The sequence below is a fragment of the Candidatus Hydrogenedentota bacterium genome (assembly GCA_035450225.1).
Classification (GTDB): domain Bacteria; phylum Hydrogenedentota; class Hydrogenedentia; order Hydrogenedentales; family SLHB01; genus DSVR01.
This window is the reverse complement of record DAOTMJ010000030.1, coordinates 37,474-62,431: the sequence shown is the minus strand read 5'-3', so window position 1 is coordinate 62,431 and position 24,958 is coordinate 37,474. Positions and strand designations below refer to the sequence as shown.

Annotated in this window: 18 protein-coding genes; 15 read left to right on the top strand and 3 right to left on the bottom strand. The window is 59.1% G+C overall.

From position 1 onward, the window contains the following. The first annotated feature begins 133 nt into the window (after positions 1–133). The 4 genes from P5540_14680 to P5540_14665 are packed head-to-tail and all read left to right on the top strand — an operon-like array spanning position 134 to position 5,768. Positions 134–913, top strand: a complete 780-nt coding sequence (locus P5540_14680; GenBank protein ID HRT66060.1) for a DUF1638 domain-containing protein — start codon at positions 134–136, stop codon at positions 911–913. A 1-nt stretch (position 914) separates the two neighbouring features. Further along, entirely contained in the window at positions 915–1,460 is a 546-nt protein-coding gene (locus P5540_14675; protein HRT66059.1) for an NUDIX hydrolase, read from the top strand. A 16-nt stretch (positions 1,461–1,476) separates the two neighbouring features. Then, positions 1,477–3,450, top strand: a complete 1,974-nt coding sequence (locus P5540_14670) for a hypothetical protein (protein HRT66058.1) — start codon at positions 1,477–1,479, stop codon at positions 3,448–3,450. After that, positions 3,447–5,768 (top strand): glycosyltransferase family 39 protein, encoded by a 2,322-nt coding sequence (locus tag P5540_14665; protein ID HRT66057.1) that lies wholly within the window; start codon positions 3,447–3,449, stop codon positions 5,766–5,768. The genes P5540_14670 and P5540_14665 overlap by 4 nt, the downstream gene beginning before the upstream one ends. Before the next feature lie 93 nt (positions 5,769–5,861). On the opposite strand, the gene P5540_14660 is transcribed toward P5540_14665, so the two are convergent. After that, positions 5,862–6,896: a hypothetical protein gene (locus P5540_14660; GenBank protein ID HRT66056.1), complete on the bottom strand. Its 1,035-nt coding sequence runs from the start codon at positions 6,894–6,896 to the stop codon at positions 5,862–5,864. Positions 6,897–7,155: 259 nt separating this feature from the next. Here P5540_14660 and P5540_14655 point away from each other — a divergent pair, with 259 nt between their 5' ends. After that, entirely contained in the window at positions 7,156–8,199 is a 1,044-nt protein-coding gene (locus P5540_14655; GenBank protein ID HRT66055.1) for a uroporphyrinogen decarboxylase family protein, read from the top strand. A 13-nt stretch (positions 8,200–8,212) separates the two neighbouring features. Here P5540_14655 and P5540_14650 read toward each other — a convergent pair whose 3' ends face one another. Both P5540_14650 and P5540_14645 read right to left on the bottom strand, forming a co-directional pair. Further along, a complete protein-coding gene (locus P5540_14650; protein ID HRT66054.1) occupies positions 8,213–9,778 on the bottom strand; it encodes a hypothetical protein in 1,566 nt (521 codons plus the stop codon). Continuing rightward, on the bottom strand, positions 9,775–12,216 hold the full coding sequence (locus P5540_14645; protein HRT66053.1) for a neutral/alkaline non-lysosomal ceramidase N-terminal domain-containing protein: 2,442 nt from the start codon (positions 12,214–12,216) through the stop codon (positions 9,775–9,777). The genes P5540_14650 and P5540_14645 overlap by 4 nt, the downstream gene beginning before the upstream one ends. Positions 12,217–12,570: 354 nt before the next feature. Here P5540_14645 and P5540_14640 point away from each other — a divergent pair, with 354 nt between their 5' ends. The 10 genes from P5540_14640 (at position 12,571) to P5540_14595 (ending at position 24,956) form a co-directional block, all read left to right on the top strand. After that, a complete protein-coding gene (locus tag P5540_14640; GenBank protein HRT66052.1) occupies positions 12,571–14,958 on the top strand; it encodes a hypothetical protein in 2,388 nt (795 codons plus the stop codon). Positions 14,959–15,026: 68 nt separating this feature from the next. Further along, the gene (locus P5540_14635; protein ID HRT66051.1) at positions 15,027–16,004 is read left to right on the top strand and encodes an NAD(P)H-dependent glycerol-3-phosphate dehydrogenase; all 978 of its coding nucleotides are present in this window, start codon (positions 15,027–15,029) and stop codon (positions 16,002–16,004) included. 93 nt (positions 16,005–16,097) lie between these two features. Then, the gene (locus tag P5540_14630) at positions 16,098–16,727 is read left to right on the top strand and encodes a hypothetical protein (protein ID HRT66050.1); all 630 of its coding nucleotides are present in this window, start codon (positions 16,098–16,100) and stop codon (positions 16,725–16,727) included. Position 16,728: 1 nt separating this feature from the next. Continuing rightward, positions 16,729–17,331: a pentapeptide repeat-containing protein gene (locus tag P5540_14625; GenBank protein HRT66049.1), complete on the top strand. Its 603-nt coding sequence runs from the start codon at positions 16,729–16,731 to the stop codon at positions 17,329–17,331. Further along, positions 17,328–17,888: an MBL fold metallo-hydrolase gene (locus P5540_14620; GenBank protein HRT66048.1), complete on the top strand. Its 561-nt coding sequence runs from the start codon at positions 17,328–17,330 to the stop codon at positions 17,886–17,888. Before P5540_14625 ends, P5540_14620 begins: the two co-directional genes overlap by 4 nt. Before the next feature lie 106 nt (positions 17,889–17,994). After that, on the top strand, positions 17,995–18,951 hold the full coding sequence (locus P5540_14615; GenBank protein ID HRT66047.1) for a haloacid dehalogenase-like hydrolase: 957 nt from the start codon (positions 17,995–17,997) through the stop codon (positions 18,949–18,951). A 20-nt stretch (positions 18,952–18,971) separates the two neighbouring features. Then, the gene (locus P5540_14610) at positions 18,972–20,279 is read left to right on the top strand and encodes a glycosyltransferase family 2 protein (protein ID HRT66046.1); all 1,308 of its coding nucleotides are present in this window, start codon (positions 18,972–18,974) and stop codon (positions 20,277–20,279) included. A gap of 161 nt (positions 20,280–20,440) precedes the next feature. After that, positions 20,441–21,241 carry a polyprenyl synthetase family protein gene (locus tag P5540_14605; GenBank protein ID HRT66045.1) on the top strand — a complete coding sequence of 267 codons (801 nt, stop codon included), beginning with the start codon at positions 20,441–20,443 and terminating at the stop codon, positions 21,239–21,241. Continuing rightward, positions 21,219–23,459 (top strand): hypothetical protein, encoded by a 2,241-nt coding sequence (locus tag P5540_14600; GenBank protein ID HRT66044.1) that lies wholly within the window; start codon positions 21,219–21,221, stop codon positions 23,457–23,459. Before P5540_14605 ends, P5540_14600 begins: the two co-directional genes overlap by 23 nt. A 24-nt stretch (positions 23,460–23,483) precedes the next feature. Then, positions 23,484–24,956: an FGGY family carbohydrate kinase gene (locus P5540_14595; protein ID HRT66043.1), complete on the top strand. Its 1,473-nt coding sequence runs from the start codon at positions 23,484–23,486 to the stop codon at positions 24,954–24,956. Positions 24,957–24,958: the final 2 nt, after the last annotated feature.

Here is a 24,958-nt window from a genome sequence, read left to right as displayed (position 1 = left end):
CGAAAAATCGCGGCGGCATCGAATCCGCGGCGGCTATTCCTGTATACTCCGCCGAACGTCCTTTCGGGGCGATGAAAACGCCGAATGGGTGACGGAATGATCCGCGAGAATTGAGAAATACGGTGGAAAACGCATGGACTGGCACGGAATAGCATCGGAAACAAACGAAAAACGATACATCGTCGCCTGCCACGTGTTGTGGCGGGAATTGTGCTATTACGCTGCGCTGGCGCCCCATGTATACCAGTTCCGTTTTCTGAAACAGGGACTGCACTGTGTGCCGGACGTGTTGCGGAGCGAGGTGCAGAAGGCGATAGACGCCATCGAGGCGGAACAGGCCGGCGAAAGCCGCGACGGCATTCGGGAACGGGTCGGCGCCATTCTTGTCGGATACGGCTTGTGCAGCAACGGGATCGTCGGTGTTAAGGCGCGCACGATTCCGCTGGTCGTGATGCGCGGCCACGACTGCATCACGTTCCTGCTCGGATCGAAGGAGCGCTACCGCGACTATTTCGACACGCATCCCGGCACCTACTGGTACAGTCCCGGCTGGATTGACACCAGCACCCAGCCCGGCAGGGAACGGTACGAACGCGTGCTGAAGCACTATACCGAGACGTACGGCGAGGAAAACGCACGTTATCTGATGGAGGCGTCCGAAAATTGGATGACCAGCTACAACAACGCGGCCTATGTGGATCTGGGCGTGGGGGATACGGAGCGGTACAAGGCCTACACTCGCGCTTGTGCGGAATGGCTGAATTGGAAGACGGAATTCATCGAGGGCGATCCCGGCCTTGTCCGGCGGTTTCTTGAAGGGCCGTGGGATGACGAGGATTTTCTGGTCGTGCAACCCGGCCAGACAATCGTGCCCTCGCACGATGAACGGGTGATTGGCGTCGAAGGGGCGTGAAATGGAACGATGGGTGGACGGCAAACTGCTCTATGAGGGCCGCGTCGTGTCGTTGCGTGTCGGCAACGTCGAACTCGACGACGGCACGATCGCATTGCGGGAAGTGGTCGTTCATCCCGGCGGCGTGGCCGTTGTTCCCGTCAAGGACGACAAAGTCATTTTGGTCCGCCAATTTCGCATTGCCATTGGCGAGGACGTACTCGAACTGCCCGCCGGCAAGCTGGAAAAAGGCGAAGATCCGGAAGCGCGCGGCCGCGCGGAACTTGAAGAGGAAACCGGTTTCCGCGCCGGGCGCATGATATCCGCCGGATCGATCTATGCCACGGTGGGCTACTCGTCGGAGATCATTTATCTTTATTTCGCCTTCGATCTCGAACACATCGGCCAGAACATGGAATTCGACGAGCGCATAGATATTGTTGAGTTGCCTGTTTCAGAGATTGCGGCGCGCATTGCCGATGGAACCATCCGGGACGCCAAGACGATTATCGGCTTACAATCGCTCGTCAGATATCTCGCCACCGAACATACGTGCGGAGGACATTAGGGCAAGGAGCAAAGTCATGGGATGCGTGATGTTGAAGTGGATTTTACTGCTGGGGATAGCCGTCCTGTTCATGCCGGCCCTGAATGCTGTTGCCGCAACGGAAACGCTCGAAAACGACTTTTTCCATCATGGCGTGGCGACACCTGTAAGCAACCATCGCGGCATTGTGGCCACGGTGGACGGCGACGGCCGCAATGTGGCGCTGGTCTGGCTGTTCGATCACCGGGGCGGCTATGCGCTGCTGATGATTGACGCCGAAACCGGCAAGAGCGAGCAGATTCCCATGCCGTTCCCGCCGGGCGGCGATTGCCCGTACGCCTCCATCCTCTCAAGCAAGAACAAGTTCTACACGCACTTCAACAGTTACTTCACGGAATTCGATCCGGCGAAGCGTGCGTTCACGTTTGTGTCGAAAACCACCCCGCAGATGGCCATGGGGATGACGGAGGACGACAACGGCGCCATTTGGTCGGTCACGTATCCCGATAGCGGCGTCGTATCTTTCGATCCGGTTTCCCGAAAATTCAATGATTATGGCTCCGTTTACCGCCAGAACTGGAAACAATATCAGCGCTATGTGGCCGCCGACGACAAAGGCTGGATCTATTTCGGAATCGGCAGCACCGCGAGTCAGATCATTGCATTCAATCCCGAAACCGGCAAGGGGACGCCGATGCTTCCCGAAGCCGAACGCAAGGTTGCGAGCGGTTACGTCTTTCGCGCCACGAACGGCAAGGTCTACGGTCACGGTGGCAACGACGGCCCGGAGGGATGGTATGAATTTTACGGGGGCCATGGGAAAAAGATTGCGATGCCGGATCGGCCCGATGACGGCAGCCCAAGCGGCACATTTCCGCAAGTCGAAAAGAAACCGATTATCACCGACAGCCAGTCCTTGTTTCACCGCGAATTTCCCGACGGCAGAAGGCTCCGGGTATGCGATCTGGTAGACCGCGTCCTTATCGTGGACGATCCCAAAACAGGCGGTTTCAAGCAATTGACGTTCGACTATACGAGCGAGGGCGCGCACATCATGGGCGTGGCGGCCGCGCCGGACGGCACGATCTGCGGTGGCACCGCGTTTCCGATGCGCTTCTTCAGTTACAACCCGAAGACCGATGCATGGATTAACCGAGCGAGTTACGGACAATGGAACACGGTTGCGCGGCAGGGTGATCGGTTCTTTGTCGGCGGATACGGCGGCGGATTCCTGTTGGAATGGGACCCCGCCCGGGAATGGGTTCCAACCGAAAAAGACAAACCCGAATGCAATCCGCTGTTTCTCACGGAATGCAGTCCGCCCATCCACCGTCCGCACGACCTTCTTGCACATCCCGACGGCAAGCGTTTGGTGCTGGCCGGGACGCCCGGCTACGGCTATACGGGCGGAGGACTGTTGTTCTGGGATCGCGAGACAAAGTCGAGAACACTGATTGAGCACACGAACATTCTGCCGGAACATTCGACGATGAGCCTTGCGGTCCTGCCGGGCGGCAAACTCCTCGGTGGAACAACGACAAGCCCCGGCACGGGAGGCGAGAAGAAGGCAAACCAGGCTGAACTCTATATCATGGACATGGCGTCCAAACAGGTCGAGTGGCACGAGGCCGTCTTTCCCGGCGTGCAGGAATATACGGACCTGCACGCCGCGTCCAATGGGCTGATTTACGGCATCGCGGACAGGGTCCGATTCTTCGTGTTCGACGCCGAACGGCGCAAGGTGATCCACGAAGAAGTCACGACCGGCTCCTTCGGGCTGTCCAGTTATCAGCAGGGGCCGCGCGTGTTCGTGGCCGATGCCGACGGCACGCTGTATATGCTCTTTACAAAAGGCATTGCCCGCGTGAACCTTGCCACCCATGCCATTGTCCTGCTGGCTGAATCGCCCGTACCCATCGGACCTGGCGGCGACATTCTCGACGGCCGCATCTACTTCGGCAGCGGTTCGCACCTCTACAGTTACAAAATCCCCAAAACGGGAAAGACATGAGACCTTTCCGAATGGAATCGCGCGGCTGGCGGGCGCATGCGCCGCTTGTCGCGGTCTTGCTGCTGCTCGCGGCCGGCGTGCGGCTCTATCGGCTGGGCCAGTTGTCGCTCTGGTACGACGAGGTCATTCACGTCGAATATTGCAGCAAATTGCCGATCGGTGTTTTCACGGGCAAAGTCGAACTGGTCGAGCCTTTCTTTGCGCTTCTGCTCTATGCCTGGCAACGTATCGGCACGAGCGACACATGGCTGCGGATGCACAGCGTCCTGTTTGGCATTGCGACAGCGGCGCTGGGTTATGCGATGGGGAATCGCACCGGCGGACGCCGCATGGGCGCATTCGCGGCGCTCCTGCTGGCGTTGGGGCCGTTTCTGGTCTTTTACAGCCGCGACGCCAAGGAATACGCCATGCTGGCTTTCCTTGAACTGGCCGCGGCGCACTTGGCCATCCGGTTCGGTTCGTCCGATGGACGTTTGAGTCATCTGGCCCTTTACGTTCTGACGGCCACGCTGGCCATTTATTCGCACAACGCCGTGCCCTTTTTCCTCGCCGCGCTGAACCTTATGTTTTTTGCATGTTATATGCGCGAGTTTCGCAAGGCGATTGGCTGGGCGCTGGCGCAGGGCGCGTTGATTACCCTTGCCGCGCCATGGTTTGCCGCACAGTATCGTTTTGCGCAAGCCATGGAGAACAAGATGTTCTGGGCGCCCGTTCCCACAATGCGATCGCTGTATGTCTCCTTCGCGAACATGTTTGCCGGATACGTGGTCCACGACTGGCTGCGCATCGCGGGGGTTGTGCTTCTTGCCGGGTTGCTGCTAGCCGGCTTCGTATTCGGCGGTTCGAGCCGGCGGATTGTTTTTTTTCTGGGATTGACGGCTGTCGGCCAGGCGGTTGGGCTGTATCTCTTCTCGAAATACGGCGGAACCTCCTATTTCGTGGACCGTTTTCTTGTGGGCAACAGCGCCCTTCTGCTGACGGCGGCCGGCATATCCGCCGCGGCGTTGCCGCGGGCCGGGTTGCGGTACGCCGCCGTGGGCGCCTCGGCGGCGCTCATGAGCGTATCCCTGCATGACTTGTATCACAATCGCCTCGATGAGAACGGGCTCAATCATGTGGGCGTTTACAGAACCTACGACGGCCGCGGCATGGCGGCCGCAATTCGCCGGGATTGGCGCCCGGGGGACGTCGTTTGGCATACATGGCGGCAGATCTTTTCGCCGATGCGCTGGTACGGACGCGAGCAGCGCCACATCATCATTGACATGTCGCAACGCATAAAAGTCGCGGAGAGTTATCGCGCGGCCGCTTCCGCCGAAGATATCGGCGCGGAACCCGTCGAGGTCGAAAACGCGATACAGGGCGTACGCCGCATCTGGTTTGTCGTTCCTGGCGATGCCGGTGATTTGGGCGCGATCTACAAAGGCATTTACGCGTGGCTTGCGGCGCGTTGCGGTCCGCCCGCCGTCTTCCGTTTTGGCGGCGAGGACGACATCCATGCACCATCGTCGCTGTTCCTTTTCGATTTGGAGACGGCGGGGATGCCGGACACGCATCCAACCGCCGATTCGACGCATCAAGTGGAAGTTTCCCGTATCGTCGCAACGCTTACCGCGCCTGAAAAGACCGGGGGAGAAGCCTCGGCAACCTTCATCAACGAAGATAAAAAACCCCAGCGAATACATTATGAAGCCTATGTGGCGGATGCCGTTTGTCGTGCGCAGAATTTCGACCGTGCCCTTGCCCAGGACAGCCGGTGGCGTGTACAACCCTATCGCGACCGCGACAAGGCCCGCCTGGCGATGCATACACGCGTGGACGCCAACAGCCATCCCGCCGATCTCATTTCCCAAACGTTCATTCTGGCGGGAGGAAGATACGGCGTGTTCGTCGAACGCCTTATGACCGGGGACATCTACCCTTCGCCCACGGCCGACTTTGTGATTCGGGTGGAAGATGCCGAGTTTCGCGTGCCCGGCACGGGGGACAAGCTGCGGGGCGGATGGATGTGGCGGCGGGCCGGCCAATGGGAAAACGACGCCGGCGGCGAATCGGTCGTCAGCGTGACCGCAGAAGATCCCGGCAACCGTCCCGAAGCGCTCGGCACCATCAGTACCGTCGCCTTCGTTCGGGAGGAACCGGAGGCGCCAATCCGCGATACACCCGTCATTGCGCAAGGTTCTTTGGTGGCGCTTCCAGGAAAAACCGAAACAATCAGGATTCCGACGCTCCCGGGAATGAGCCGGCTCTATTGCGTCGTCGCTCTGCCCAGGGATTGCGCCGTGGCGGCCGTGGCGCTGCCAATGCCATGCGAGTAAAAAAAGGATGGAATGACGTGAGTCGTAACCGGGCAGTCAGATTAGCCGTTCCCTGTGCCAACTGCGGCTCCGGGTCGGAAGAGTTCCCCCTGCTCACCGTGTGTCGAGCCGGATGCGTCCAATATAGACGGATGCGGCGTGTTTGTCGCCGGGATCGTTTTCATGCTGGGAATACCAACTGACGACGAGCGTGGGGGAGGCGTTGCCGTCTTCCGGGGGAACGACGACAAGACCGGGGTAGGAGGTATCGCCGCCGCTGGGCAAGGTAATCAACTCGGCAAGCGTATCGCCTTCGATTCGCCAGAAGCGCGTTCGGTAGCCATCATCCGTCTTGGCGCGTCCTCCGACAACGAACCAGTCCTTCCACATCCCGAACACCGGCGCATGCACCAATACGCCCGTGTCGGTCTCGCGCCACTCGGTCATTTCGGGATTGCTCCGCAGCCAGAACGACGTGCCCGCACCGTTGCCGGTGCGCGACAAAAGCCACACGCCGCCTTCCGGCGGGAAGTGCATATCCGCCTCGCCGGCCTTGTGCTCTTTCGTCGCGCAACTGATCGCTTCCCATTCAAGACCGTCCCTGGAACGAAGCAGCCGCGTTTCGCGGGCATCTGGCGAGGGTCGGTTCGCGGTATACGCGGCGCTGTAAAAAAATTCACCGTGTCGCCTTACGCGCCAGAGCCACCAGCCCTCCTCGTACACACCCTGAATCTTCGACCAGTTCGCGCCGTCCTCCGTCTTCGCGAAATACGACCGCACACAGCCGCGATCCGGCAGGCCGTGATCCGTCTTGTGTTCAAGGTTCCACGTGCCAAAGTAGCAATAAAGCGCGGCATCGTCCGATACAAAATGCGGATCCCGGTCGTCGCCGAACGTGTCGAGCGTCGCGCACGCTTCCCACGTCTTCAGATCCGTGCTTCGCATGACGCGAATCTCGCCGTCCATGGACATGTGCGTCGCGCCATGCCGGAAACACAGGTAATACGCGTCTCGCCAGCGAATCAGATCCGTAAAGGCGTTATGCCGGCCGTCGCCAAACGCCTTTACCATCCATTCGAGGTTCCCCTCGCCACGCGCCGCAAAACCCGCCAGCATCGAAACGCACACCAAACACGACAAACGCACCATGACCGTTGCTCCCGAACCGAATTCGCCTTTACTATAACACGACGTTGAACGGCTATACATCTGAACATTGCTGTCTAAAAGAAATGTAAGACAAAGCCACAATAACGCAAGGATTCAAAACGGCTTTATGCAAGCGGCAATTTGGACGGAGACAACATCTGAAAAGGAACATGGTTTGCCAGCAGGCTTTGTCAAGCGTGCGTGATTCTGAGATACTAAAACCGAAGCCGGATGGATCTATCCGAATTGGAAACAGCAAATGTTGACAGGAAAAGAGAATTATTACCGCGCAATCATGCACGGGTCACCGGAATGGGTACCCGTCCAACTGCATTGTCCGTTCGATTGCCTTCATGAACAGGACGAGGGGAAAAAGAGCCGAATTGTCGAGATGTCACGACAGTTCCCGAACGATTTGCTCAAACTGGAACCGGTTTTTCACTATGTCCAGCCGCCGGCCAAGGTGGATGGCGTAACGCGCTGGGTAGATCATTGGGGTACGGGCTGGGCCGATGACGGCAACGGGGCCAAGACCGAATTCCATCCGCTTGAGGCTGGATACGAACTCATGGACTCCTACCCGTTTCCGGATCCGCACGAGCCGGAGATCTTCGTTGCGGCGGAGCGCGCTCTTGCTCAACGGGGCGATCGGTATGTGTTGGCCCCGGTTTGGTTCACGTTGTTCGAACGGATGTGGATGTTGCGCGGTTTCGACAACATGTTGCTGGACCCTCTCGTGAATGAGAACGACTTCTTCTACCTGCAAGACATCGTCCTCGGTTTTGCGCTCGGGATGATTGACGAATGGTTGCGACGAGGTGTGGACGGCGTTTTCTTTTCGGACGATTGGGGCAGCCAGCGCGGGCTTCTGATCAATCCGGACGATTGGCGCCGCTATTGGAAGCCGGCCTATGAACAACTGTTCGGTCGGGTGCGCGGCGGCGGGGCGCACGTATGGATGCACCTCTGTGGCGACATTCGCGCCATCCTGCCCGACTTGCTCGAACTTGGACTCGATGTCCTGAATCCTGTCCAGCCACAGGCGATGTCCATTCGTGAACTTGCCCGCGACTTTGGTGGCAACGTGTGCTTTAACGGGGGGGTGGATGTCCAAGGCGTATTGGTTGCGGGCACTCCCGCCGAGGTTCGTGCGCATGTGTGCGAATTGATGAATGTCTTTGCGCGTTCTGACGGTGGATATGTGTTGACAACCAGCCATGGGATCATGCCCGAGACCCCGCTTGACAACATTATCGCCCTTTATGAAACGGCACTCGGCTTGTGCAAGCCGCTTGGTAGGTAGTTGTTGAAAGAAATTACTTGCCCGCTTCCGTGTTGGCGGCGAGATCGAGCGATATTTCGCCGGATTGAATGGCCATGGTGGCCACGATTTCGCGAACATGGGCAAGATTCGCGAGCCAGGGATCGAAAAACTGCCGGACCTGTTCCGGTGAAAGATCTTTGAGCAGGTGGTTTTCCGCCAAGAGAATCGCGAGCTCCGACACGGCCTCAACCGTGTTCTTGGGCTGAACACGAATATACAAGTTGCCCTGTTGCGGGAGTTTGTCCTCCTTGGGCGGATTTTCGACGAGGTTTTCGATGAGGGGCCGGCAATTGCTCAGGAGCAACGACGAACCGGCAATGGCTGCCGCCGGTTCCATCGAAGGGCCTCCGATAAGCGACAGATGAACCATCCGTTTTTCCGAATTGTAGTGCGGAATCATGTCGCCGGGAACGGGCGGTGGAAAGGGCGGCAGATTGGCGTATGTGCGGAGAATGGCGTCGGGGGAGGCATCCATTGAGAAGAGCAGTTTGGGCATCGGCGCCATTTCATTCAAATCCATGCCTTGCCAGGCCAGCCGGACGCCGGGACCGAGATGGCCGATCAAGCCCTCGCTTACCTGCGCCAGCATGGGCGCCGCATCACGAAAGCGGGACCACCGGGCATCGAATTGATCGCGCAGGCCAAGCGCCGCCAGCACAGACGTTCCGCATTCGCCGACTGGACGCCCCAGATTGAGCGACAATTGGATGGCGCCGTCGGGCGGCATAATCAATTCGACCGGTCCGGCCGTTCCGATTGCTTGTCCAAGGCGTTCTTTCCACGTGTCCACCAATGCGGCGCGGCACTTGATTCTTGCATGGGTCTTTTCGATGCGCAGCACGAAACTGACCCCTTTCAAGACCTTTCCCGGCGGACAGGCGCCCGCAAACGTCACGGCGCCGTGAATATCGCCGGCTTCGTCACCATTGGCCTTGTTTGCCAAGGCCTTCTTTTTCAGGGCTTCGTCCGGGCGCAGGGTCAGCGCGCGAATCAGGGCATCCCGCGATCTGCCGGCCAGCAGCGTCCGCCCCCGCACGGCAAAATGAAGTCCCGCGTTCCTTACATGGGCCATCCGCAAGCCGCCCGCATAATCCTCGTCAATGCCGGGAACCCATCGCCGGCACTTGTTCAACACGCAGCCGATGCGCGTCATCCGGCTCACGACGATCGCATCGGTCCATTTGTCCGTGTCGGTTCCAGACACATACACCATGTCCGGGACGAGGTTGCGCAGGATCCAGTCCGGCATGCCCACATCCTGCCCGATGCGGGCCGCCAGAGTGCCGCCACCCAGCTGGGGCGGAAGGATCTTCCATAAGTCCGATGCCGCGATCGCCTCGCGCTTGGCCTGTATGTCGTTTGCAAACAGGTGGAAGGCTTGGTTTGCCGGGATGAATTGCTCCATCGGGGCGTTGTCGCGCGTCGCCCAGCAGCCATATAAAACAAGCACCATCACAATACCCAATGCGATATTGCGTTCCCTTCCGTGGCGCGCGCGAGTTCCTCGAATGCGTGGGGCTTGGTCGGAGCCCGTGAAACTGCGGACCGTCTCGCTCATCGAGCACCCCCTTTCACCGAAACGGACGTATAATCGCCGGGCATGCCGTCATCGCCGGGAAAAGCGGCATGCACCATGCCCTCGGACGGTTCGAAAACCACGCTCTGCCGGGTGTTTCGATTCCAGATGCACGCCGGTTCCGGTTTTCCAATCTCATGATCCGCCAGGATCGTTTTCATCTTTCCGGCGCCCACAATATGCTCGCCGCCAACCAATTCCGCCACACGACCATAGCGTATCCGGTCGTTTTCGTCCGTGGCCGATGCCGGATCCACGCCGAGGAGAATCCCCTTGTCGGGACGGCGGATATTCACGCGCGCACCGAATTCAAGGACGCAGGCGTCTCCGGTCTTTTTGGCGGGGCTCCGGAGCGAAGAACGCTTGCGCCCACGTCCTTTTGCCTCTTTTTCGTTTTCCTCCGGCGGGGGGGATTTCATATCGAATCCGGCGGCCAACACATGATATCCCCGTAACGTTGAATATCCCTGCAAACGCGACACGGCCGCCGAAAGATTTTCCTCGTTCTGCAGAATTTCGCGCAGTACGAACTCAACCGGAGGAGCATCTATGGAAGGAACGCCCAGCGACTCGACGCGTTCGGCGCACAGGATCAGTCCGGCGTCATTCATGCCGGTAAATACCCCGGCGTTCCAGGCAAAGCCCACGTGAGCAAAGGCGTGGCCCGAAGCCGGTTTGGCCTCGACGATGACGGCTTTTTCGGGTTCATCCCAATCGAGATTCCGCGCGACAAGCAATTCGCCGGCGCCCGCGTGATCGCCGACGGCCGCAAACATCGTGCACAGCGGCGCACGGTAAAATCCATCGGCCGTGGGCTGGGCCGTGATAATGGAAGCGCATTGGAGCATCCACAGCGAATCGAACGGCAAACAGGCGGCGTCGGCCATGCCCCGCAGTTCATCGAGCGTGTCCATCGAGAGTCCCTGCAGCAACGGCCGCACGCCCATGGCCATCGCGAACAGCAGCAGCGGCGACACGTCCAGCCGGGCCGCTTGCAGATATTTCCAGACCTGCGAGGACGGTTTCAGTTTTCCTTCATCCATCGGAACCACGAGCCGCGCGCGATACAACTCGCCGATTTCTTCCTTGAAGGCCGCGCCGCGCTGATAACCCATTGCATAGGCGTCCCCTGACACCGCACAGCGTAAGCCGCCCTCCACTTCGCCCAGAACCGCCGGTTCGGGAATGGGCCGGTCGGGTTCCGGTTCGCCCTTGGTCATCAATTTCGAGAATTCGCGACAGAACCATTCCATCATGCCCGGCCCGTAGAAGTTGCTCGCCGTTTCGTAATACAGCCGACCGTAGTATTCCGGTGGAACGAAATACATGAGGTGATCGTTGCTCAGGCCGACGCTGAACTGGGCCGCATATCCGCGCGCCAACGCGCGCTTGCGCAGTTCAAGGCCGATTTCGACGCAGGGTTCGCCGGGAAGGAAGGTCAGCAGCAAATCACCGATTTCAAGCGCATGTAGGATTGTGGACGGAAACACCAGCGTCGAAGCCAGCGATAGCGGCATATCGGGCGTCGAACAGGCCAAGTGTAGTTTGTGATCCCCGCATGTAATGGTGTCGGCAATGGATTTGGCCCGCTCGGCCAAAATGCGGCCCAGCGATTCGACACGGCCCCAATGGTCTTTGTTTTCGGGATTTGTGGGCCGTTGATTCCCTTCCGCGCCATTGAGGAACATTGCCACGCAATGCCCCCCGACGAGTTTTTCGAGTGTTTCGTAGTAATAGCCAGGATACTCGGCCGAAATCGCGTACAGATCGTCGTCATGGACGGTCGTCGGGTGCGCCGCCAGATTCGTGACAATGGCGATGGGATTGCCGTCGGCGTCGTCCACACGAATCACACCGATTTGCGGATCGATCGGGCCTCCGGTTTCGCGCCGATTCGATGTGAAATCGTGTTGTTCGCCTGTTCCATACCCGATAGCGGCGCGTTTGCGATCCTCGTAGGCTTCGCGCATAGCCTTGGCGAAACCTTGCGCGGTCTGTTCGAGCACCTCCGGCATGAAACGGCCTGCCACCGCCCGGAACACGAGTTGTTTGACTGTCGCGCCCGTGCCGCTGTGTGTATGGGTGGCCGTCAGAATGATGTTTTGGGGCTTGACTTCCGGGGGCGCCAGTTCAAGCACGCGTGCGCGCAGTTCGCGGTTGATGATGCACAAATCCGCGTTGATCAGAAAGAGCGACGTTTCACCGTCGTTTAGATACAGGCAGCGGGCCCACAGCGGGTCGTGGACCGATGTTGCGCCCCTTCCCATCCGGCTGCCATATCCGTTCAACGGCGTGCCAAGAGGCGGCGTGATATCCGCTTTCGCCGCCCCGGCTTCCAGCGCATGGCACCGTCCCCCGACGCATACATCCAGCGCCGCAAACAATAAAAGAAAGCCTAATATTTCAGGCATTTTACGCATTATTCGGCCACTCCTCGGATTTTGTGCCGCACAACCCGCTCCGGATTATACGAACGCCATCCCGGAGATGCAAAAGGGCGAAGCCGAATGCCGGCTCCATTTTCTCTTTGCCAAGCACGAATAAAACAGGGCATATCGTCCAGCCGCCAACAGAGTTGGTAGGTATGACATATTTTTGGGGGACAAATGGAATGGACTGGGTAAAGTGATGCCATGAACAGGAAAATTGACAAAAATACCACAGATGAAATTTTGGGGTCAGGGAAGGTATACTTCATGTGAAGGCAAGACGGCCAGGCGGCCGGCTGTATTACATGAAGCGTGCAAGCAAGACTTTTGAATGGGAAGGTATTCATGGGCAGCGACAAGCCTGCCGAGATCCGGATCTATTGTATCTGCGGTCAGAAAATGAAGGTGTCCGAATCCATGTTCGGACTGCCGGGGAAATGTGTCGCCTGCCGCCAGCGCATTCGTATTCCCACCAAAGGCGAGTTGGCGCCCGGCACTACGGAGGTCTATCTCAAGGATCGCCCGGAATTCCTTCGGAAGCCTTCCCGTAAAAAAAACGGCGTGGCGCCGAAAGCCGCGCCGTCCGACGAGGCGGAAGGTATCGAGCTGGGCGATCGGTCGGATCTGGTCAGCGCGGCCATCCTCGATATTCTCGAACCGTTGCGGGTTTTGTGCAGCCTGTCGCATAAACTGCAAAGTCAGGCGGCGGCCATGAAAGCCGGCGAGGGCGGGATTCTCGCCGGCGACGATCCGGCGGCCCTGAATGCCTATATCGCCCGGGTTCGGGACGCGCGGGCCGAATTGGACGATCATCTCCGCCAGCGGCTCATGGAAACCGCCATTGAACTTTCCAGCACAAGCGAAAAGATTGTTCAGGCGGGATTGTCGCTTCGAATTGGCGAGACGTCGCTTGAAGCATTTCGGGACACGGTGGACCGCCTCCGCCACCGGCGCGATCACTTGGAACGTCTTCAGCAAAACATCCGGGGCTGGCTGACGGTGACCGATCCGCACACGGCGGGCGGATACGCCAATGTCTCGTTGGACGCCATTCCCGAATCCGGTTTTCAGCCTGTCTTGCCGTCCGAAACGAGCCATTCCCGCTCCTTGTTCGACGAACATATCAGCGCCCTGCGCGAGGCGTTGCTGCGCCGCGAACGGGCCGAACTACGATTGAACGAGACCAAGCGGCTTCGGACCGGCGCTTCCATGTCCGCTTCGGTGCTCGCGGATTGCCGCGCCCATGCGCAAGCCGAAAAGGCGCGGGCCGACGCGGAGGTCACCTTCCGCCGCAAACGCCTCGAACAACTCAGCGCCGACTATGCCGGTGATGTGCAAACCATCCAAGCCGCCCGCGACCGGCTTGCGCGGCAATTGAAAGAGGGCACGATTGACATCTCATTGCATAATTCCCTCGAGCGCGATATGGTGCGTGCCCAGAACGACTGTGCCAGCGTTCACAGCGTCATCGCCCGCGCGTTGATTGCCAGCGCGCCGCAAGACGTGCCGTCACCACACGGTTCGCTTATTCGGCGCATGGCCCGGCCCGTCGTTCCGCCGGGTATGGGAAGCGACACGGATTCTTGGATCGCATGGTCGGCCGCCATTGCGCTGGGTCTGAGCGTTTTCCTTCCGGTGGTGGACGACTTGTCGCCGGTCCGTGCCTATCAGGAACATTTGTTCCGCGGCCAGACGGCCCACTGGGCCATGACGCTTCCCATCTTGGTGGGGGTGTTGGTTACGCTGGCGGGAGCGCTTCCGTGGCGTATGACGCGTGGGGTGGCGCTGACGATGCTCTGGCTTGGGGTGACCGTGGCAGCGGCGGGTTTTATTCATGAAGCCCAATACGGAACCGGCGCTGCGGCCGTGCGTTTCCGCCAGGGGCTTCCTTGGATCTACCGGCCGGGAATACTTCTGATGCTTGCGGCCGATTTGAGCGTGCTTGTGGCCGCAACCGTGGCGTTGGCGCCGTACCGAATTGCACGCGTCATCATTCCGGTGGCCTGCTGCATTTGCGGAACAGCGATCTTGGGCATTTCAACGGATTGGGCCGGATTGCGCGGACCGCGTCCGGAACTTTCTGTTACATGGAGCGATAAGGCCGCGCAATCGGATGGCGCGTATGAGGTCAGCGTTGCCGTGAACAACAAAGGGAAGCGGCCGGTATTGATTGGGCCGGGAACCGGCCGAAACGCCACCATTTACCTATTGGAACGCTTCCGGAACGACATGACATGGGAAGATGTATCATTTCTCAAACCGCACGATGTGCGGCAGGTCGCTCCCGGTGAAACAGCCCTATTCCACCATTCCCTGAAGCCGGGGATTTACCGGGCCAGCCTGCGTGCGCGAAATACGGGAAACGATGCCGCCGTCGTTTCCTTTACGCTTCCTGAAATTCCTGAAAAAACAGCCGAATCACCCGCAACGGAATCGCTTTCGTCTACTCCGGTTCCCGCTGAAACAGGCGTGTCCACGTCCTCGGAACCGATGCAAGAAGGGGCAAAAGTCGAACTTCGGGGTATCGTTAATGGGGAGTCTAGAGGTCCGAGGTTTTCATTGGTGCTTTATCCGCCGGATGGTAAGATCGCTTTCCTGGATCTTGGGCTTGGCGAGATGGTCTACGGCGATTGGATCGCTTCCGAGTACAATCCGGAACGCCAAACGGTAACGCTGGCCAAAAACGGTGAATTGCTGATTCTCAATCGCGGCCAACTGGCAATTCTGCCATAACCGCATCAAAGGGCCGATCGTTATTGGCCTCCTCCGTGATGTGCGGTTTTTTTACGGGAAAAAACACGATGAATATTTGCATCATGGGAGCGGGCGCATGGGGCCTGGCCTTGGCGCGTCTGCTTGGATTGAAGGGGCACGGCGTTTCTTTGTGGTGCCGGCGTCCGCAGGTCGCGGTTTCTTTGCGCGAAAACCGGCAACGCCCCGAATTGCTTCCGGATGTCGTGTTGCCGGCATCAGTGGCGGTCGTGTCGGAACCGGTGGACGATGCCGATATGGTTGTGCTGGCGGTCCCATCGCATGCCATGCGGTCGGTGCTCGAAACGCATCCCATGCCGTCCGGCGCGATACAGGTCAGCGTAACCAAGGGGATTGAGAACGATACCCTTCGACGAATGAGCGAGGTTATAGCCGAAACCGGCGGAAAAGGTCCGATTGCCGTCTTGTCCGGGCCAAGCCATGCCGAGGAAGTGGGGCGCGGTCTACCCGCCTCCCTTGTGGCAGCCAGCCACGACGAGGCGGTCGCGGTACAAGTGCAGAAGATATTCATGACGGATACGTTTCGTGTCTATACCTCAAGTGATTTGGTGGGTGTCGAATTGGGCGGAGCGCTGAAAAACGTCATGGCAATTGCCGCGGGCGTATGTGACGGGCTTGGATTGGGAGATAACGCCAAAGCGGCCCTGATGACCCGCGGACTGGCCGAGATTGCCCGATTGGGCGTGTCAATGGGCGCCGATCCCCTTACCTTCGCCGGATTGAGCGGGCTGGGCGATCTGGTGGTGACCTGCGCCAGCCGACACTCGCGAAACCGGGCTCTCGGTGAACGCATTGGACGCGGCGAAACGATTGCCGGCATCCTGGGAAAAATGCAGACGGTTGCCGAGGGGGTGCGCACGGCCCAGTCTGCCTGCGATTTGGCCCAAAGACAAGGCATTGAAATGCCCATCACGGAACGGGTCCGTGCCGTCCTGTTTCATGGCGAAGAACCACGCCGGGCGATTGCCGCGCTCATGCAGCGCGACGCCAAACCCGAGCGTAACTGAATCATCCCGGTGTCGGGCGGTCCTTTTAGGGAATCTCCGGTTGTCCGATGGTGTTTGAAATTGGTAGAATAAGTTCGCGGCGGGAGGTGTGCCATGTTCGAACAAATTGAGCGGGCGGCGGAGGTCTTGTCAAATCCGAAAGCAGGGTGGGTCAACCGGCGCGACGCCTCGGCATTTCTCGGCGAAGTGCTTGTGCGTTCGTTGGTGGCCTTGATCCGGCACCGAAATGACACGGATGAGGATGTGCGCAACGCCGTGGAGAAATATGTGGCGAAGGTCTGTTCCTGCGTTCAGGACGTCAAGAAGGGCAGCGCCTCTGTCGAACATTCGCTTGAGGAATTGGCGCAGGCCTGCTCTGAATCGCCCGAAGTTACGGTCACCATGCACGTTCAGGGATTTGTCGCGGACGTAAAACTGCCCAATGGTCATGAACATCGCGTATTCGTTTCCCGGTACGCCGCGGAGAACGGCCCGCCGATGATTCGCGTCTTTTCCATTTGCGGCAAACCAACGCCGAAGGCGATTCCCTGGGCGTTACGGGCCAACATGCAGATGTCGCACGGCGCGCTGGCGCTTACAGGCGAAGGCCATGAGGAACAGTTCGCGCTGGTGGACTACTACCTTGCCAGCGAGGTGTCGCCTATCGAAATCGCCGCGTCGGTTCGTGAATTTGGCTTTTATGGCGACTGGATCCAAACGCGTCTCAAGGAACTGGAGCGGTAACATGTCTAGTACACTCCATCAACCTTATCTGTGCGACGAGGGTGGATGCCTTTCTCCCGCGTTGACCGGTGAACGACGGTGTTGGGCGCATCTGGACGATCCGGCGGGATTCCTCCGGGTGCTTCATCTTGGCAACGCCGCAGGCGCCTGGCTGGCGGGGATCGATCTTTCCGGACGGGATCTGCGCGGCGCGAATTTCAGCGGGGCGCGGCTGTCCGGCGCAAATCTTTCCGGCGCCGATCTGCGCGACGCCGACCTGACTCGCTGTTTCCTTGATTTCGCCAATCTGCGTGGAGCGATCCTGGCCAACGCAAACTTGGAGTTGGCCGTGCTGGGCGGCGCCGATTTGGCCGGCGCGGATTTTGAAGGCGCCAACCTTCGACGATCGAACCTGGTCGGCGCACAGGGACCCCGCGCGCGATTCATTCGCGCCAACCTCTACTATGCCCGGCCCGGCAACGCGAATTTTCCCGATGCCGTGTTCGATTATGCGTGCATTGAACGAACGATTTTCCGGCGCGCCAATCTGGCCGGCGCGTCTTTCACGGGCGCGGAAGGGAACGCCAATTTCGAAAACGCCAATCTGGAAGGCATCCGCCGATGATTTTCCGCGCTTTTCTGTTGAATGTAAACGAGGCCAACGCTTACGTGATCGGTTGCGAACACGACCGTGAGGCCCTTCTGGTTGACGCCGGTGATTTTGATGGACGGATTAAAGATTTCCTCGACGAACAACGGCTCAAACTGGCGGCGATCTTCCTGACGCACGACCATTACGACCATACCAACGGACTCGACGACGCAATCGCCTATTCCGATGCCGTGGTCTATGGTGGGCACGGCCAATCGGGCTGTTCCAAGTCGCGACCGGTGGAGCATGGCGGTATTATTCGCGTAGGACGTCTTGAAGGACGGGTGCTGGCTACTCCCGGCCACACGAGCGACAGCCTCAGTCTCGCGTTCGAGGGTCTTGTTTTTACTGGCGACGCTCTGTTTGCTGGAAGTGTCGGCGGGACCGCTTCTCCACGGGCCGCCAAGCAGCAAATCGAACATCTCCGAAAACACGTGCTCACCTTGCCGGACGACTATGCCGTGTATCCCGGTCATGGACCTGCCAGCACCATTGCCATCGAACGCCAATACAATCCCTTCTTCGTGTAATTCGGTGCAATCCGGCGTTTTTGCTTCCACACCGATATTGTGTCGGGATGCGATGGCGGTTTTGCGTGCCTTGGAATCATGAGCCGCGCTTTAGTACCATGCGTCCATGAGTGAAAAGAGCCTGTTTACACAAAACGTCATTGCGATCATTTGGGATTTCGACAAGACCCTGTCCCCGCATTACATGCAAACACCGCTTTTCAATGCCTATGGGATTGACGAACGGGCATTTTGGGCGGAGGTGGCCGCGTTGCCGTCATATTATGCACGGGCGGGTGTTTGCGTACAGCGGGATACCTGCTACTTGGGGCATTTGTTGTCGTATGTGCAACACGGGCGCATGCCGGGTCTGACGAATGCAAAGTTGCGGGAGTGCGGCGGGAGTATCGTTTTTTTCCCGGGCATACCGGAGTTGTTCGACCGCCTGGGGAGCGATTTGGCCGGCGATCCGTTTCAAGAACTGGGATTGCATGTCGAACACTATGTGGTCAGCACGGGACTGAAGGAGATGATCCAGGGTTCGACTATTGCCCCGAAGTTGGCGGGAATCTGGGCCAGTGAATTTATCGAGACTCCGGCGGCCCCCGGTTTCGATGCCTCGAGCCAACCGGAATCCGGGGTAATCAGCCAAATTGCGGGGTTTCTTGATCATACGACCAAGACACGGGCCCTATTCGAAATCAACAAGGGCGTGAATCGTTATGAAGGCATTTCGGTCAATGATCGACTCCCGGAAGAAGAGCGGCGCGTCCCGTTCAGGAACATGATTTATATCGCGGACGGCCCCAGCGACATACCGTCGTTTTCGGTTGTGCGCAAAGAAGGCGGCTTGGCCTATGCGGTATACGACCCGGATTCCCGCGAGCAGTTTGCCCAGGCGGTTGCCTTGCAGGAGCAGGGGCGCGTGGACGCCTACGGTCCCGCCGATTATCGTCCAGGCAGCCAGACGGATCTCTGGCTGAGGCTGCAAGTGCGCCGGATGGCGGAACGGATTTTTACCGATCGGCGTCAAGCGTTTGATCGCCGGGTTGTACGGGGACCGATCCATATCGAAGAGGGGTAGCGCATTGCATGGAGCGCGCCATGAGGCAGCCGCTGACATATGTTCTGGTAATCAACTGGAACGGCATCGGGCATCTGGCCGAGTGTTTTGACTCGCTTCTGGCCGGTTCGTATCCCAAGACCCGGTTTGTACTGATTGACAACGCCAGCACGGACGGATCCGTTGCCTTCGTTCGCGAACGGTACGGAAACGATCCAAGAGTGGACATTCTCGAACTGCCGGAAAACGTCGGTTGGTCGCGCGGAAACAATGCGGGCATTGAATTCGCCATGAAGGCGGGCGCCGACTATATTTTCCTGTTGAACAACGATACCGCCACAGAGCCCGGCGCCGTCGCCAATCTGGTGGCGATGGCCGAGGCGCATCCCGAAGCGGGCGCTCTTGCGCCGAAGATGCTGATGTATGACAATCCGGCGATTCTCAATTCGATAGGCGTGGAATGCTCGATTATCGCTTCATCATGGGATCGTGGGATTGGGCGATTGGATGGTCCGCGGTGGGACGAGGTGGTACCGGTGTTGGCGGCCTGCGGCGGGGCGGCTTTTTTCCGCGTGGAGGCCCTGCGCAAGGCAGGGGTTCTTCCCGTGGATTTCGATATTTATCTTGACGATCTCGATCTGGGCTTGCGGATCTGGAATGCGGGGTACCAGGTGCTGACCTGCCCCTCGGCCCGGGTGCGGCATAAATTCAGCGCGACCATGGGCAAGGGCGGCGCGGCGAAACGAAAGTATTACCTGAACACGCGCAACCGGGCGTATGTGATTATGCGCAACTTTCCCTTGTCGCGCTGGCCAATCGTCAAATTGGCGTTTCTGGTGGGCGAAATGCGCGCGATAGGACGGGCCCTGCTCGATGGCGCCTGGTGGCGCGCCATGGCGCACATGCGTGCTTGGGGCGCGGCCATAACCTATGCGCCAAGCGCCGCGAGGGAACGCATGCGGCGTTGGCGCGCGGGCCAGTCGCGTTGCCGGTTTTGGCCTCTGATTCGGAAAGATCGCCTGTTTTTCCGGGGTGTCGAATTTCCTGAAAACGGCTGGTACGCGGAATGCAATGGACTGCGTCCCATCTCCGCACGCGCGCGGTTGAGGGTAAACGCCGGAAGGTTGCGGGTCGTCAGTGTGAATTGCTATCCTGCCTGCGGCGCCGTATCCATCGAAGTTCTCGCCCAAGGACAGCGTGTAACCGTTTTTGAAACGCGGGATCGCGATGAATATGTTCTCGAAACATCCGCGGGTGAACTCGAGTTTGTTGCGCGGCGGATTTTTTATGCCGAGGAAACCGGCGAACCGGCCGACTACGGCGGTTGGCTGGCCGTTGAACTCGTTTAGGCGTTCCGTGGGGACGTGGTTTCTTGATTCGAAACTTCCACGCGTAGCGCATGGAAGTCGCGAGCGACAAAGTAAAAACCTTGACTGAAACAGTGCGGCGACGCCGCTTTGGCCATGACATGACCCGAACGGATTTTCACGCATATTTGGAAGCGCGCCGGGTGCTTATTGACAAGGCGCTTGACCAAGTGTTGCCGCCTGTCACCCGGGCGCCGCAAAGCGTCCATGCCGCCATGCGGCACGCGGTTTTGGGCAGTGGCAAACGGTTGCGTCCCATTCTCAGCATGGCCACCAGCGAACTGGTGGAACTACCCTTGGAACGCGCGATGCCCTGTGCTTGCGCGGTTGAACTGATACACAACGCATCGTTGATATTGGATGATTTGCCGTGCATGGACAATGCCACGGAACGGCGCGGTAATCCGTGCGTGCATGTGGCGTTCGGGGAGGCGACGGCTCTGTTGGCCGTCATGGGATTGATTGCGAAGGCGTATGAATTGTCCGCCCGTGCAGGCAATTCGGATGTGATGGCCTGTCTGGCGGCGGCCATGGGAACCTCGGGCCTTGTCGCGGGCCAGCACGCCGATTTGGCCTTGACGGGCAACGGAATTTCCATTGACGCCATCGAGGAAGCGCATCAGGGAAAATCGGCCGCGCTCTTTGTGGCCGCCACCCAAGCGCCCGCCTTGCTGGCCGGCATGGAATCCGCCGGATTGGAAGCCTTGGAATCCTATGCCCGCAACTTGGGCTTGGCGTTTCAAATCACCGACGATCTGCTTGATGCCATGAATGGTTTGGAGGACGTGGGCAAGGATACTTTTGTGTCGCAACTGGGCGCGGAAGGCGCCCGAAACCGGGTCGAGCAGCTTGTCGCGTCGGCGTTGGGCGCGCTCGATCGCTGGGGTGCGCGCGCCGATGCGTTGCGCATGATGGCTGATTATGTTGGCGCACGGTCGCGGTAGCGGTTGGGGCATTTATGCGCGCCTCGCGGGGATTGCTCTGCTGATTGGCGCGGCCATCTATGCCGGCTTGTGGCTTGGGGAAAAATCAGTCCGTTTTCCGGAAGACCGGCCCATGCAACCGGCGCAGCCGGAACAGGCGCAGCGGCAATCCGAAACCTCGGCGCTTCCGCCTCCGCCCGTCTATTGTTCCATCCATATTCCATCGGGCGCGGGGCAGAGTGTCGCGCTTGCCGAGATCGGAATGGCCGCCAAGGCCGGCGTTCATCAATTCATGGTGGATGTGCCTTTGCCTTGGGAAGGGGATGCGGACATTTTTCTCGATCCCATCGCATGGGTGTGCCAGGCCGACCCCGAAGCATCCATCATGCTCTATGTCCGCGTGGATCCGCCTCCCGCCTGGATATTGGCCCATCCGGATGAAATCGTACAGAAGCCTGGTCAGGAGCCGGTCTCCGTATCGCTGGCCTCGTCCACATGGCGGCGGGACGTGTGCGCGGCGCTGGAAGGTTTTATCACCGGCGTCAAGGCGTCGCAGCAAAAGGAACGCATTCTTGGGTATGTCATGGGCGGACTCGAAGAGGGCGGATGGAACCACGGTTCCATTTACGACATGTCGCCCGCCAACGTTCGCGGATTCCGATCATGGCTGCAGACATTTTACAAGGAACCGGCCGCCCTTCAGCAGGCGTGGGGCGCGGCCAATGCCGCATTCGACACGGCGCCCATTCCCGATATGCCCGATTCTCCGGCCATCTGTCCCCTGTTTTGGGACGTCGGCGAAATGCAGGCGCGCGCGGATTTTTTACGCTACACTTCGGAGATTACAGCCGAAGTCATTCTCGAACTGGCCGCCCACGTCAAGAAACTGGCTGGTTCGGACTGCAAGGTCTATGCGCCGTATGGATACACGTTCGAAATGACCGACAGCGCCTCGGGGCACTTTGCGCTGGGCAAACTCCTGCGCGGCGATATAGACGGATTCATAAGCCCGGTTTCGTATATTGACCGCGGCGTGGGCGGTGTGGGCGGATTGATGGGACCCGCCGACAGCGCCCGCCTGCATGGCAAGGAATGGATTTTACTCGACGACACGCGCACGGGGTTGGTTTATGATCCGGCGACGGGCGAAGTATCCCGGCCCAAAAATCTGCGCGCCGAAGACGTCTATGCCGTTCAGCAACGCAATTTTACCACCGCCCTCATTCACGGGGTAGGTTTGTCATGGGCGGACCCCGAAGGGGATGGATGGCTGCACGATGCCGAAATGTGGTCGCGTTTAGCCAAAATGAAGGCCATTTATCAACAGATTCAGGCGGATTCCGCGGCGGGTGATCTCCCGAAGCCGCTACTGGCGGTCGTTGCCGATGAAAACAGCCGCTTTTATATGCACGGCGCACGTGAAAACGTCGAAGTTTTGCTGTGCCAGGTCCGCGACAGCGCCGCCCGCGCCGGCATTCCCGCCCGTTATTATTTGCTTTCGGATGTCTTGGACGATCATGCGCCGCCGGCGAATGTTTACCTGTTTCTGAACACCTTCAAACTCGATGCGGACCCCCGCGAGCGATTGCACCGGCTTCTTGAACGAAACAAGGCCGCCGCGATTTGGCTGTACGCGCCCGGTTATATCGCCCAAACGGCCTTGGTGGAGAATATTTCGGCGACGGTGCGTATACAAGCCAAAATGTTCGAGGGTCCAGCGCGTAGCGGATCGCAAGCCCTCTTGCCCGGACGATGGATCAACAAGGATGAGCCGTTTGGCGCGGATCTCGATTGGTCGCCGCTTTTCTACATTGACGATCCATCGGCGGATGCGCTCGCGAAATACCGCGCATCGGGCAAGGCCAGCATCGCCGTTCGATTCTTTCCGGAGGGGTGGTCGTCCATTTTTTGCGCGGAACCCGGCCTTTCCACAGCCATGCTTCGTGAGATCCTGTGCATACTCGAGTTGCCTCTCTATTTTCAGCCGGGATCGTTGCGGTTTCTCGATGCGGCCCGTTTCGCGCCCAATCTGGTGGCCATTCATGCCAAGGAAAGCGGCGAACGCCTACTCGATCTCGACCGGACCTGCGATATTCAAGATCTGCTGTCCCCGGATATCGGATGGCCCCGTAAACAATCGGTTGCCATTCCGCTTAAAACAGGGGATACACGATTGTTGAAACTTACACCCGTCGAGGAAATTGAAGAACAACCGGCGCAGGAACAGGCGCCGTCATAACACGACCATGGGGAGGAATCGTGAATGAAGCCCAACGCGGTAGCGGTATTGGACGTCGGTAAAACGAACAAAAAGGCGAGTCTGTACGACCGCCAACTCCATATCCTCGGCGAGGATCGCCGCCAAGTGCCACCACGGGAAATAGACGGCCTGGAAGTGGACGACACCGATACCTTGCTGGCGTGGTTCCGCGATGCCCTGAAGCGCTTGGCCGGACTGGCCGAGATCCGGGCCATCGCCATTACAACGCACGGCGCGACGGTTGCCTTGCTTGACGGCGAAGGGCGCCTCGCGCATCCGATTGTGTCGTACAGCGCCGCAAAGGGTTCGGAAGTGCAGGAGGCCTTCTACGCGGAGTTCGGCAGCCGCGAGGCGCTGCACCGCGTGACGGGCACGCCCGACGTCGGATTCGCGAACATGGCGAAAGTGCTCTATTATCTTAAAACGAGACGGCCGGACGCATGGGCAACCGCACGGCACGCCCTTTTCTTTACGGGGTATCTTGGCCATGAATTGACCGGCGCGTATGGCATGGAGCCGACCTACGCGGGCAATCATTGCTATCTGTGGGATTTCACCCGAAACGCCTGGAGCGATGTCGCCTTGAAACTCGGCGCCGATGTCCTTTTCCCCAAAACATTCGGCCAGGCGTGGGATTGTCTGGGTATCGTGAAACCGGAGTGGGCGGCGGATTGCGGAATACCGGCGGATTGCAAAGTCACCTTCGGTATTCACGACTCGAACGCCAATTATCTGCCCTATCTTGCCCGAGGCTACGACGATTTCCTGTTGAACTCGACCGGAACCTGGTGCGTGCTGATGCGGCCCTCGCCAACGGCCGAGTTGTCGGACGACGAAATCCGCGCAAAAGTCCTGTTCAACATGGACGTCTTCGGGCGGCCAGTGCGAACGTGCATTTTTCCCGCCGGCATGGAATACGACACGTTCAGGGCATTTACGGACCATGCCGATCGGACCAGCGTGGACGACGTGCGCCGCGTCGTGGCGGAAAAACGGTTGTTTGTGATTCCCGGCGTGTTGCCCGACGCCAGCGCCTTTCCCGGCGCGAAACCGCGTGTGGTCAACGGCAGCCAGGAACATCCGATCGAAATGCTCAAGGCCGCGCCGGACAAGCCCATGACGCCGCTCGGCCAAGCATACTATGCCGCATTGAATCTGAGCCTTGCGCTGGCCACACGCAAAATGCTGTCGTGGTGCGCCGTCAAGCCCGGTACAACCATTTTCATCGAGGGCGGTTTTGCAAAAAATACGGCGTATTGCGAATTGCTTGCCACGCTCTGCCCCGAACAACGATTCGTTTTGACGAACGTCCAGGAAGGGACCTCGTTCGGCGCGGCCCTGACCGGCTGGATGTGCGCCGAAGGCCTGTCGCTCGAATCCATTGGCAGCGAATTCGATATCGAAACCACGCCGATTGCGCGCCGGGATTACGGGAATCTGGATGCCTACCAGGACGCATTTCAGGCCTTGTTGTGACG